The 13,483-nt window shown below is 47.9% G+C and carries 8 protein-coding genes; 4 read left to right on the plus strand and 4 right to left on the minus strand.

Features of this window, described 5'->3' with window-relative positions:
* Positions 1-13: 13 nt before the first annotated feature.
* The 3 genes from DFQ00_RS14620 to DFQ00_RS14630 all read right to left on the minus strand — a co-directional run bounded on the left by DFQ00_RS14620 (position 14) and on the right by DFQ00_RS14630 (position 8,435).
* On the minus strand, positions 14-3,289 hold the full coding sequence (locus DFQ00_RS14620) for a glycoside hydrolase family 48 protein (protein ID WP_110897215.1): 3,276 nt from the start codon (positions 3,287-3,289) through the stop codon (positions 14-16).
* Positions 3,290-3,440: 151 nt separating this feature from the next.
* Positions 3,441-6,362, minus strand: a complete 2,922-nt coding sequence (locus DFQ00_RS14625) for a glycoside hydrolase family 9 protein (RefSeq protein WP_244213846.1) — start codon at positions 6,360-6,362, stop codon at positions 3,441-3,443.
* Positions 6,363-6,698: 336 nt separating this feature from the next.
* A complete protein-coding gene (locus DFQ00_RS14630) occupies positions 6,699-8,435 on the minus strand; it encodes a methyl-accepting chemotaxis protein (protein ID WP_244213847.1) in 1,737 nt (578 codons plus the stop codon).
* A gap of 331 nt (positions 8,436-8,766) precedes the next feature.
* Here DFQ00_RS14630 and DFQ00_RS14635 point away from each other — a divergent pair, with 331 nt between their 5' ends.
* Both DFQ00_RS14635 and DFQ00_RS14640 read left to right on the plus strand, forming a co-directional pair.
* Entirely contained in the window at positions 8,767-9,765 is a 999-nt protein-coding gene (locus DFQ00_RS14635; protein WP_110897217.1) for an LCP family protein, read from the plus strand.
* A 135-nt stretch (positions 9,766-9,900) separates the two neighbouring features.
* Entirely contained in the window at positions 9,901-11,130 is a 1,230-nt protein-coding gene (locus DFQ00_RS14640; RefSeq protein ID WP_110897218.1) for an acyltransferase, read from the plus strand.
* An 84-nt stretch (positions 11,131-11,214) separates the two neighbouring features.
* Here DFQ00_RS14640 and DFQ00_RS14645 read toward each other — a convergent pair whose 3' ends face one another.
* Positions 11,215-11,925 carry a hypothetical protein gene (locus DFQ00_RS14645; protein ID WP_110897219.1) on the minus strand — a complete coding sequence of 237 codons (711 nt, stop codon included), beginning with the start codon at positions 11,923-11,925 and terminating at the stop codon, positions 11,215-11,217.
* 307 nt (positions 11,926-12,232) lie between these two features.
* Between DFQ00_RS14645 and DFQ00_RS14650 the strand changes: the two genes are divergently transcribed.
* Positions 12,233-13,210, plus strand: coding sequence for a hypothetical protein (locus DFQ00_RS14650; RefSeq protein WP_110897220.1), 978 nt, complete (start codon positions 12,233-12,235; stop codon positions 13,208-13,210).
* 7 nt (positions 13,211-13,217) lie between these two features.
* Positions 13,218-13,478 carry an NHLP leader peptide family RiPP precursor gene (locus DFQ00_RS14655; protein WP_244213848.1) on the plus strand — a complete coding sequence of 87 codons (261 nt, stop codon included), beginning with the start codon at positions 13,218-13,220 and terminating at the stop codon, positions 13,476-13,478.
* The last annotated feature ends 5 nt before the right edge of the window (positions 13,479-13,483 follow it).

A 13,483-nucleotide genomic window follows, 5' to 3' on the forward strand; every position in this document is an offset into this window, starting at 1 on the left:
CATCTATTGCTGATTATGGCTCCATTCCCCACACTTTCGCACCGTCCTGATACGCTGTCACTTTGGTCCAGGCACCAAATGCAGTTTGAGTAGCATTGAAGGAATAGTCATTCGATTGATCAAAATTCGTCCAGTTGTTCTTTGAGAAACGGGTCTGGATGATGCCAGTCTCTGCACCGGCTGCCAAGCTGCCAGCCCCTGCGGAGAAACTAAGCTCCAGATACGTATCTGCCGTGCCCTTCGCCGGATTTACAGCGACAAAGCTGCCCTGCACATTGGCACTGCCAAGCTGTGCATAGTCACACCAGAAGCTCATGTCCGCTGCGCTGTCCTTCGTGAAATAATAACGAACCTTCACCTTACTCAGATCAATTGCCGTTGTACCTGTATTTTTCAGATTAAATTGCGGCGTAATTGCATTACCTGAAGCACTGGACCCTCCATTGCGATACTGCACTTCCAGCGTTCCCGTTGAGATCGGAGCAGCCATCGGTGTCAGCACAACGACGTTGGAGTTGGTCTGACCACTCGCATTGGTCGCAACAACTCTATAATTGTAGGCTGTGCCGTTCACTGCCGTTGTATCGGTATAGGTTAATGCCGTCAAACCTGTTGCAAGGTTGGCATATGCCCCCGTGCCTGTCGAGCGCTGCACCGTATACGTTGCTGCTCCGGTCGAGGCCGTCCAGTTCAGCACAGCCTGTGCATCTCCAGCCATTCCACTCAGGGTAAATACACCCGGCACGGTCACGCCAGCCTGCGGTGTTGCCGTAACCTGTGCTGATGGTGCAGATTCCCCAGCACTGTTGACTGCTGTAATTACATAATAATATGCTGTTCCATTCGTCAGTCCGGTGTCAGTAAAGGTAGAGCCTGTAACTCCAGTCGCTACGGAGGTGTAAGGACCACCGTTTACTGTTGCGCGTTTCACACTGTATGAAGTCGCTCCTGCAGCTGCATTCCAGCTCAACACAACCTGCTTATCCCCGCCAGCAGCGGTTACCCCGGCAGGCGCGGCTGGCACCTGAACTCCTGGCGTGCTGCTGTCGCCAAGGAGTCGATCGAATTCACCATAAGCGGTAGCCATATCGACCTGTGACCAGAAACGGTGATACGTAAAGGTCGGTGCACCATTTTCCCACTGCTTCGTGGTTGGGTTGTAAGATGTTTTGTACTTGTTATCCAGATAAGCCCATGCCGGGTCTTGTTTGATCGCTGGACGCAGATCGGAATAGCCGATGTACACACCGTTTCCGCCTTTGGCCGGATCAGAAGGTACACCTGCTGTACCCGGAATGGTGTTTCCTTGACCAAACGTACCCGACCAGTTTGCAGGGAGATAGATCTCTTTCGCAAAGTAGCGGAAGTAATCCTTACGCTCCTCCTCTGTCACAATCCCCACACCATCATTGTAATCCCAAGCAGTATCCAGCAAGCTCTGAGCCAGGTCCTTCGCTTCCTGCCCTTTCGCGCTCAGCGTACCGTTCTCTGCTTCAGTTCCAGCGGCGAAGAACGTCAACGCTTTGATATAACTGCCCAGTACGCCGGTATCCTGCACCGGATCTTTGGTTATGGCATGGAAGTTAGGGTTATTTGTGTAGGTGCTGAATCCATTCCATTTATCCGGCTGCCCTTGCCATTCCTGGCCACCTGGAATCCAGAACTCACCTGGAGCCGGTGTCGTTGCTACCTGAGCATTCGTTCCACCAAGAATCCGCTGCCCAGCCGCGTTTAAATAGTACCCTTGGGCATCCGTTACAGGACGCTCCCCGACAAACACATAATCCTTCGTCCAGTCAACCCACTTCGTAATAACCTTCTTGGCCATCTGGAAATTCTCTGAAGTCAGGTCGCCGCTCTCTGCCAGGATATAATACATTTCCGCTACACGCTCCAGCGGCCATGCCTGGAATCCAAACCACGTATTGGAGTCCGGGTCACGATATACAGGTGCTTCCTGATAGGCCATGTCATAGAATGTGCTGACCCCTGCCGGATATGCTGCGTAGGAACCACCGATACTGTTTGTTGCCCCGCCGCCGACAGCACCTTCATGGGATTGCAGCCATGTGTAGAATTCCAGCTGGCGCTTCAGCGTAGCATTCCAGTCCGCTTTTGCTGTAGGTGAATCCGGGATCAGACCTCCTGCCGGATCAGACAATGCATAAGCTGCAACCGGGTTTTGATAAGCCTGGTGAGTATGGCTCGCTCCGATACGCCAAGCCCAGTCTCCACCTTGGCCCAGACCACCGCCCCATGACGTGTACCAAGCCATCAGATACATGTTGGAATCCTTGCCAGTACCCGGCGTAGGTGTACCATTTTTAGCACTTCCAACCTTCTGGAAATACTTATCGTACATGCCATACCGCAGAAAATCGCCCATCTTTTTCGCTTTATCCAGATACTCCGAATTGTTGTAGCCCATCTCTTTTGCCCAATACAGCACTTGAACTGCACGTGCATCTGCATCCGTTGCGTTCGTATAACGCCACTGTGCTGATGGTGCCTGGCTTTCCTTCGTAAACAAGCTCATGAAACCTTCCCCTGCTTTTCCGAAGGACTTATCATCCTGTGACGGATGAGGGATTGCTTCCCACACCGACTCCTGCTCACCGCGCTGGAATGTATTCACATATGTTGACGTATGGGAAGGATTCAGCAGATTGCCGTACCCATACCAGTTATCCACGTCAATCAGCCAGTGCATCAGATACGTCTGGTTGTTGCCATAGGTTGCCTTGAGCTCGGCATCTAACGGGTCCTTCCCTGCCGCATATTGACCATTGAGATTGGATGGATATTGATCAGGGAATGGTTTCTCCGCTGCATAGGTTGCAGGACTGTTCGGATTGTACTTGCTCATTGTTGGCTGTTCTTCATTACCGTCGCCTTCATTGACCGGGATAATATACTTCTCCATGTTATCCCAGGCTGCTTCAAGTTTAGACCAGTCTCCCGTGTAGTGACCATACATCGTTTCAAGCCATAACCAGTAGCTGTATGCTTCTGAAGTAGACATATGTCCGTAATCCGGGGCCTCACTCAGCAGCGTTTCAATGGAGTGATACGGAATCCCTTCGGCAGAGAAGTACCCGTTCGCCGGGTCCTTCAACTGTGCATATAATTGCAGAAAGCGTGCTTCGTTAATGCCATCTGCCTGAATTTCAATCGCCTGATCGGAAGCATGCGCCGTTTGAGAGCCGGTCCAGAGTCCCGTGTAACCGGTCAGCATAACAGTTCCCGCCAGCATGGCAGTTAAACTCTTTTTTGCAGCTGTTTTCAACATGAATATATACCTCCCTGGAATAGTGAAAAATAATATCAATGCTGGTCGTCTGTTCTTTTGATTGCTCCACCTTTGAGCTATTCAATTTTGAAATATTGTTCAGCCTTTCGCACCTGCACCTGCACCTGCACTTGCACCTGTATGCATTGGTTTATGGCTCCAGCCCCCATACCTGGGTATTGCCCTGATACGCCGTCACCTTGTTCCAGGCAGCAAAAGCCGTTTTGGAAGCATCATAGGAATAGTCATTGCTTTGATCAAACGCACTCCAGTTGTTTTTGGAAAAACGTGTCTGAATAACGCCTGTCTCTGCCCCCGCAGCCAAACTTCCTGCTCCAGAGGTGAAGCTGATCTCCACATACGTATCCGCTGTACCTTTCGCCGGATTCACTGCTACAAACATTCCTTGTACGTTCGCTGAGCCCACCTGCGCATAATCACACCAGAAGGACAGCTCCTCCGTGCCGTCTTTGGTAAAGTAATAACGAATTTTCACCGTACTCAGATCAATCGCCTGTGTGCCGGTATTCTTCAGATTGAATTGCGGAGTAACTGCATTGCTGGAATTGCCTGAACCCCCGCTTCGATACTGCACCTCAAGCGTACCTGTCGAGACAGGTGGCCCGGATGGTGTCAGCATAACTACGTTGGACAACGTCTGCCCGCTTGCGTTTACAGCAGCCACGCGATAACTGTATGACGTTCCATTAAGGGCGGTCGTGTCGTTGTAGTTCAGCACAGCCAATCCAGTTGCCACATCAGTATACGTACCGCCTGCAACAGCACGTTGCACCGTGTAGCTCGATGCCCCTGATGCTGCGGTCCAGGACAACATGTTTTGGTTATTGCCCGCTGTTCCGCTTAATGTCACTGCTCCAGGCACAGTCGTTGCCGCTTGAGGCATACCTGACACCTGAACAGAAGCTGGGGATTCCCCGGCGGAATTCACGGCGGTCACTACGTAATAATACGTTTTGCCATTCGTTAGTCCTGTATTGGTGTAAGTCAGTCCGTTCACCCCAGCTGCCACGGTAGTGTAAGGACCTCCGCTAACCTCGGCACGCTTTACTGTATACGATACAGCTCCTGCAGAAGCTGACCAGTTCAGCGCAACTTGGCTATTCCCGGCTACCGCCTGCACACCGGCAGGAGCAGCTGGAACAGCAACAGGTGTTACTCCCGGCTCCTGTCCAGACACCTTCACTCCGGCATCGTAGACAGGAATGTAATTACTTTTCACCGGATTGCCTGTCGTAAGGTTCTGGTAGGACGGATCATTAGCTGGATTCCATGCCCCCTGTGGTCCTGTAATTCGGAACTGAACTTCTTTGCGATAATTCCCTTCCCCGCCAGGGTAGATTTTGGTGTTGCTGAAATTGGCCGTAATGGCATAGATCCGCTTGGCGGCATCCACCACAACAGGCTGTGACACGGTTGCCCCTTCGCTAGACGAGACAGTAACCTGAACATCAGATACGGTGCGTCCCGCAGCATATACCTCGCTCAAATCCAGGAAATATTTGAACGAAAGCTGATCGCCCATACGTGCAGGCCAACCTGAACGGTTGTTAAGCAATGCGCGAATTTCCGTATAATTGGAGCCGGATGAGCGTACAGCGGCCTCCACAAAATACTCGTCACCTTTGACCTCCGGTGCAGGGAAGTTCGCAAGCGGCTGATGATTCTGTCCGTACAGCAGATTCATCTTCGCAAGTGCTCCGGTAAATCCTGCATTGTAATCCGTTGCTACCTCATTGCTCACATAATCTCCGATATCATCGGTATATTGATCTGACGCATTCGGTCCTCCCACCATCGCACCGTATAAAATATGGCGGTGATTTGCCGGGATGTCCTCATTATTCATCCATGAGCTATGAGCGGTACGGTGATGGGGATGCTGCGGTGAATTTTGCCCATACCCGACAACGTAGCTGCTCTGACGAGGGTTATCCCCTAAAATGTAATTGATCTGTGAAGTAGCAAAATTTTGATATCTGGATTTTTTCACAGGGTCACTGACCCAATCGGAATATACAAATGAGATAAAGGCTGCATTCGCCGCATATCGGAGTGAACCCCATTGGTCAAGCCAAGCCAAACCTCCAGGGGTATATTTGACACGCCCTCCATTCGTACCCACCGTCCAGTAATCCAGATTTCGTTCGGTAGACTGAATGAACTTTGTTGCTTCCGGCATATTCAGATTGGAAGTTATCCGGGCAAGAAGAATCTGGGCACCATAATGCTTGCTATCCCAGCCCTGTGTCCAGGTATACGGCCAGTTAGCCGAGCCACCACTCGTAGACCAGCGATCTGCAGCAGAAAGCGCTTTGGACAAGTAAGCGTTATCATTTGTCGCTAAATAAAGCCATGCTCCGCCCCATGCCAGCTCATCCTCATACCCGGTCCAGGAATTATAGAACGCAGCAGCATCGGTAATACAATCGGTATATTTTCCCCGATATGTATCTGCAAAGTTGTACAATTCTTTCGCATGCTGGAGCAGCTTCGCCGAGTATACCGGGTCACTATCTGCAAACACGATGGAGGAAGCCGCAAGTGCAGCAGCCGTTTCTGCCGCCAAATCACTTCCCGGACAGGACGCATCAATCTTGAACGAAGGACGGTTCATTTGCATGACCTCCGCAGGTCCCCACCAGGCATGATCCGTATTACCTGCTCCGACTTGTCCCCATAATTCGTTTGGCTTCGTATGCGCTTTCATAAAATAGTCGGTTGCCCAGCGTATATTATCCTTGATCTCCTCCAATTGTCCGGCTTGTTCATAACCATCCGCGTATTCCACTACAGACCATGCAAGCATCGTGGCTGAAGCGGCCATCGGAAAACCAAATTTCACGTGATCCCCCGCATCATACCAACCGCCGGTAAGATCTACGCCAACATCCGCCCCGTCCTGCATTCCTGAGTCACCACGCCATTCAACCCGATTATTCGCAGGTAATGGGCCTGACCGCTGCGCTTCATAGAAATAAATTGCCTTCTGAAGAGCTTCGGCATAATTATGATCTCCAGCGGCCGCATCCGCCTGACGTAATCCTGTATTCATAGAAAAGCTCCCTGCCAGCAGCCCTGCCGATAATGTCACTATAGCAACTCGTCTCCACCAGCTCCCTTTCATTGTTACTATTCATCTCCTTTTCTTGAAAGTTCCGCTTGAATACCTGTAATTGACGAAGTACATGCGCTCCTCTCTATGGTGGTAACTCTATATAACTTCCACCATTAATTACCATTATAGTCTTTTGTGTAACTTGCAATATCAACATTGGTGACTTCTGAAATAACATTGTTGTGACCTTCGGATTGCGTGTTATGACAAAAAAGCTGTTTCTTCACCGAAAGTTTCGGGAGAAACAGCTCTTTTCTTCTTTGTATTTGAAAGCTATACTCTGAATTTGTTGACTTGACCCTGCAATTCCTCAGCCATCTTGGACAACAGGCTGGCGGAAGAAGCAATCTCTTCCATGGATGCAAGCTGCTCTTGTGTTGCAGCAGATACGTTGTGCGCGGAGCCTGCCGCTTCTCCCGCAATGTTCGAAATCTGGCTCACATAACTTACGACCTCATTCGTACTTGCTGACATTTCCTCAGAACCAGCTGATACTTCTTCAATCTCTCCTGCTACCTTATTGGCGGCTCCTGAGATCTGTTCAAAGGCTTGTCCGGCTGCAGCAACCAGCTCGATTCCTGCTTCTGTTTCATTACTGTTCACCTTCACAGCCTCAACAGCATGGTTTGTATCCTGCTGGATCAGACCAACAATCTCTGAAATTTGTTGAGCCGAAGCTGAAGATTCTTCAGCCAGCTTGCGTACTTCTCCCGCAACGACAGCAAAACCTCGTCCATGCTCGCCTGCACGCGCAGCTTCAATCGCAGCATTCAAGGCAAGCAGATTGGTTTGCCGCGCAATGTTATTGATCACTTCAGTAATCGTGCCGATCTCGGCTGAACGCTCACCGAGCCCTGTAACCAGCTCTCTCAGTGATGCGATGGAGTTACGAACGGTTCCCATCTGCTCCACTGCCTGCTGAATAATTCTGTTGCCTTCCGCAGATTGATTCGCTGCGTCCACAGCAGACACCGATACACTTTGAGCCAGCTCCGCAATCTGTTCAGAGCCAAGAGCCATCTCGTTCATCGCCTGGGATGAACGCTTCACGATGTCCACCTGATTGGTTGTGCCCACAGATAATTCTTCAACCGTCTCGGTGATCTGCTCCGAAGCTCTCGTATTCTGCTCAGCGCTGGCTAACAGTTCTTCAGATGAAGCTGCAACCTGTTCGGATGTCTCCGATACGGACTGAATCATGGAACGAAGATTCGCACTCATCGTATTAAACGCTGTAGCAAGAATGCCTAGCTCATCTCTGTTTTTCAATACAATGCTCTCACCTGTAAGATCGCCTTCAGCAATTGCCGAAGCAGCTTCCGTCATCTTTTTGATCGGACGTGAGATCATACCTGCAATGAAGAATGCAATAATCACTGCAAGCAGTGTTGCGACAATCGCCACACTCAAAATGACATTAAATGTATTCTCGGCAAGGTGAACAGATTCAGTTGCCAGTTCTTTTGCTCCATTATTGCCAAGGTTAATCAGCTTTGTAATGCTGTCATTAGCGCTATACCATAGCGGGTATGCCTCTGTGTGCAGCTTGCTGGCTGCAAGATAGTCATTTTTCAGACCATATTCGATGAATGACGACAGCTTCTGTAAATAACTATCATAATTCGTGGAGAACTGCGCATACAACTTCTCCGCCTCAGTATCTCCCTTTACTAAGGTAACCAATTCTTTACGCTCATCCTCAATTTTGGCAAGCACCACGTCTAACGACTCTTTCAGCTTCTCGGTTTGGTTTGTATCCTGCTCTACGATTACTGCAAGTGCCAGCCGTTCTACGTCCGAGACATCACCATTCATAATCCCAAGCAGACTCACACTCGGCATCGAAGTTTTGTTGATCTCGCGAGAGCGATCAGCCATTGTGAAAACTGAAACTAAGGTGTACACACTAAGAAAGATAAGCAATACTAAAACAATTGAAAAACCAGTTAACAACTTCCCCCTAATAGTAAACTTTATTTTACCCCTGACGTTCCCCCGTACCTTCTCCATCTTCCCACTCCTCCAACTTGACGCGTTAAACTAATACATCTATATAATATATCGACATGTATGTTCCACAATTGAATACATGACATCGGCAAGCTACAAAATTTCGTATAACAAGGATAATTAAGCGAAACAAAGGAGATAAAATACAGGAATGGGAAGGTGAAAATATGAACTAAAATATCGCATTGTATGTAATGCCATTCCATTGAAAACAAATTGTCGGTTAAACCATACTATTGTCTATTTTTCGGAATTAAAGAGGACATTTCACTTTCTTTTTGTTAAACTAGTTTGGATATTAATCAGTTTTTACATAAGAAAGGTGAAGATAATGTTTAAAAGATGGTTGTGGGGAACAGCTCTGACCTTGGCACTCGCTGTAACAGGTATCATAATCTACTACGGATATTCCATTGTTCATTTTGCCAATAGCATCTCAACGATGTCCAGTGCTTCATCGTCCTCCAACGCTGGTTCAGACAAGGATGGAAACTCGAATGCGTCCCTGGTCGAAATCCCTAAGTGGGAGGGACAAGAACGGGTCAACATTTTACTAATTGGCGGTGATTCCCGAGGTGATGATGCGGGGCGCTCAGACTCGGTGATGATCGCTTCCATTGATCCGGTTTCCAAAAAAGCGCATCTGTTCTCCGTGCTGCGTGATACATATGTTGAAATTCCGGGCCATCACAAAAGCCGTCTTAACGCCGCTTTTTCCTACGGGGGAGCCGAATTAACCAAACAAACAGTAAGCAACCTGCTAGGCATTCCCATCCAGCATTACGTCTACACTGACTTTACCGGCTTCATGGCGCTAGTTGATGCACTGGGCGGGGTTGATATTGATGTTGAAAAAGATATGTACTATACCAGCAAGGCGGATAAACATATGTATGACATTGACCTGAAAAAAGGATTGCAGCATATGGACGGCAACACAGCCCTTCAATATGTACGCTTCCGGCATGATGCCACATCCGATTTTACAAGAACACAGCGACAACGCATCTTTATGACCGAGCTGGCGAAAAAAATGCAGAGCAGCACCTCGCTCTTCAAAATCCCGGAGATACTGGAAGCCGTAGCTCCTTATATTCAAACCGATCTCAGCCCGACACAGATGCTGAAACTTGCTTCACTCGGCTTTGATATTCGTGTTAACGAAATGCATCAGCAGCAGATTCCGCCAAACAGACTCTTGACCAATGAACGTGCCGGCAACGCCCAAGTGCTTGGTGTGAACGTCCCCAAATTGCAAGCTTACATTCAAAGGCTGTTTGAGGAGGACCTCCAGCCTGCCGAAGAACCTGCATCTGCAGCACACGAATGATCATGCTTTAACACTACTAAAGAGACGGCCTTGTGCCGTTTTTTTTAGTTCCTCTAATCTCGTCATTTAATGTTCCCTTAATGTTTGAAGGGTAGTCTTATATGATGGCCCTGGCTCCATAAGGGAGGAATGGATATGAAACAACCTAAAATAGCCGAATGGACTGAGCTACGCGGATTAGCTTTTCTGGCAATCGTCATGCAGCATAACATTGCCGAATATATTTATCGGGCGGATATCGCACAGCCCGACGCCGTCATGTTAACGATGATCTATCACCTGACAAGATTCGGTACACCCACCTTTGTTTTTCTATCGGGTGTGCTGTTGTTCTATCATCACCGCCATGCCAAGCCGAATTATGTGCGCTTCATCAGAAAACGGTTTGGTGATATTTATATGCCTTTTATCATATGGACACTGATCTATTGGTTAGCTGTTCGTGTGTTCACGCCTGCATTCTGGTCCTCCGGCATGCCGGACCTCGGTAGCTTCATAAGGGAACTGTTTTTACCGCAAACGGCATATCACCTTTGGTTTGTACTGATGGTATTCCAGTTTTATATTCTGTTCCCGTTATTTTTAACAGGGGCTCATGCTGTTCGTAAACGGTTGGAAAGCAACCGCTCTGACCATCTTTCTCCTAAGCAGATCACACTAGCCATCATTTTTTCCGCAGCCATAGTGTACATCTTGCTTATGAAATGGTCGTATTATGATATGTCCGGCTGGACTGATCTACTATCTGAGCCTTGGTCTAGTCTGCTAGAATATCGGTCGTATTCGTGGATCATGTATTGGTTTTATTTTTTGCTTGGAGCCGTATGCGCCTGGGCTGTTGAAGGCTGGAGAAGCTGGACTGCCAAGGCTCTACCTTGGACTATTACCGTTTTTATCGTCATGTATATCTGGCTTGGATATGATGTACTGCGCGGTTCGGAAGATACAATGAATCTTAACATTTCGACCTATCTTAAACCGAGCACTTTCATTATCATTATGGCTCAAATGCTTATGTTCTATGGTCTGCTGGCACTATCACGCGATAGAGACCTGAGGTTCAGACGCCTGCTTGCCTGGATTGGACGTTATTCCTTTGGCGGTTATCTGGTGCACGCTCTGGTGATCTATGTTATTGCATACTTTACAAGGCCTTTGCACCTTAGCGGATGGCATTTACCCATCACGATATTGTCATTTGCGGTTACAGTTGTTACTGCGCTTGGCATCAGCCGGGGGCTGTCCAAACTTCCCGGCTCCCGTTTTACAGTCGGGTTATCACGCATCCGTAATAAATCCAAGGAATCCCATACTCTTAGCGGCACACAGACACATATAAAAAGACAGGCTTCCCATTCAGGCTAATGCAAAGAGCACTCCACGAATTCCTAGTAGAGTGCTCTTTGCATTAGCAGCAGATTTTCATTCAAGTTAATCTATACGCAGCTCCTATTTCACATCGGTTGTTGCTGGTCTTCCAGGTACATGACCTGGCCGAACCGGAACCGGATGCTCCAGATGCTTTTGGCGAACAAACCTTTGCAAATCACCCGTCAGCTGCTCTTTTAGCTGATTCACAAGCTGTGCTTCACTGATGCCCTTTGTCTTAGCGATCTCAGCAAGCGATTTGCCGGCATGCAGCTCGTTTTGTAACTCTTCTGGGGTTATTCCGATATAACGTGCGATAGCTCCCTTATCCACCATCGAATGTTTACCGTGACGCACAAATTCTCGTCGTAATTCACGAAGCGGAGTGTTCACCACTTTTTTCAGCTTCACATCCATATCCGCTTTCGCGGCTGCCGCTTGTTCTTTGGTCAAACAGCCATCTGCTACAGCTTGATCCAGACGCTCAGATAGCGTAGGTTTCAATTTTTGCAGTAATTGCTGTTCAGTAAGCCCTTTGTGTTCCTTGGCTATCTGGGCAAGCGTATGTCCAAGCTGCATCTCCTGCTTCAGATCCCGAAGACCGATGCCAAGCAGCTCTGCGGTTTCACCGATCATAAACAGGCCATGACCTGCATGAATACAAGGCTTCTTATGCTGCATGGCTGATTCAGTCGATGCTGCATTCCCCTGCTCCACAGGCACGGCAGGACTAGCCAATACATGCTGTGCAGGTACTACAGTTATGATTATAGCAGCCACTGCAGCTGCCACTCCTATCCTCCAATTCGTTCTCATCTTTCGTCCGCCTTTCCTATGTCAAATATTCTCTGCCTTCCTAGGGCATGTCTTGAAATCTACTGAAGAGTTCAGCAGTAGCCGCTTTCTTCAAATTTTTCAGACACATCCTAGTTTGGTCCTAAATTCCTGCTTTTTATGCTATATCATACGAAATGTCATCAAATTTTTCACAAATGATCACAAAAAATCCTATATTTTTCAAATCGTTTGAGCTATACTGGATGTAACTTCTGGAGCTCAACATACGATTCCTATTTCGTGGCAGGAAGGACGTTGCTCGATGATACGGCGAGAATGGTTAGATCCGTATACCCCTGATATAGAAGCCGTATTCGCTGCGGCAGAAGACAAGCTTCGACAATACCCTGAGTCATTGACAAGGCACGCACTTGAACAGCTCCATCAGCTTCATCCTGTCAGAAAAGATTCTGGGCTGAGCTGCATCGGCTATATCACGCCGTTATGGATGCACCACACGGATGGACTGCCCTTGGAAAAAGCACATCTGCTTAGCACGGCCTGTCTGTTACATATGTTGTATTTTCTGAACATGGACGATGTTATGGATGAGCCTGAGGAGAATGCAGTAGCCAAGCTTACCGTGGGTAATCTCTATTATCTTGATGCTCTTCAGCTCTATAGTTTGTTATTTGAACCCACATCTGAATTCTGGGTACATTTCCGACGAGTTATTCAAGAATGGGCTGTAAGTGTGAATGGTGAACGACACATCGACTATTTTCAGTTAAACCCTCTTCTCATTGCCCAAAAAGCTTCACCCTCACAGCTTGGTGCCATTGGCTCACAACTTCTGTTAGAACAACCGGGTCGTATCTCTACGATCTGTGATGCACTTAATATTGTGCTGATGACGCTTCAGATGACGGATGACTTCACAGATATGAAACAAGATGCTGTGCATGGCAATTACAACAGCTACCTCTCACATATATCCGCTGCGCTCCATCAAGATTATCTTACTCACCCAGTTCACGATTCCATACTCGACCATGTATATCACTCACACTTCATGGACAGCTACGCCGAAATTGCATCTCATTTCAAAAGCGTATTAACATCTTCTAACTCAGCATTACCACAATATATTGTATTAAATTCTTATCTGCACAGCGCATTAATACAAGCTGTTCTAGATATAAAGCAACGCAAAAAAAGACTTTATCAAGGCGGGTTTCACTACTGGATCAGCGAAGCCTCATCTAAGTTTCCCGATAAAGGGAATGCTGATTCGGTTTAATTCAAATATGAAGGGAATGTTGGTTATGATGGTATTAGAGAAAACATTGCACGAGGACATTATTGAGAAGGCTTGGGCAGACGAAAACTTCAGACAACAACTGCATTCCAATCCAAAGCAAGCGCTTCGCGAGGCATTCGGTATCATGATTCCTGATCATATCAGGGTCCGTACCGTAGAGGAGCAACAAAATGATTATGTGCTGGTCATTCCACCCAACCCTTCCAAAGTAAACTATGATGTCAATTGTGGTCCGTGGAGAGACTAGCCTTA

Origin of the sequence: Paenibacillus barcinonensis (assembly GCF_003217495.1) — a bacterium.
Taxonomy (GTDB): Bacteria; Bacillota; Bacilli; order Paenibacillales; family Paenibacillaceae; genus Paenibacillus; species Paenibacillus barcinonensis.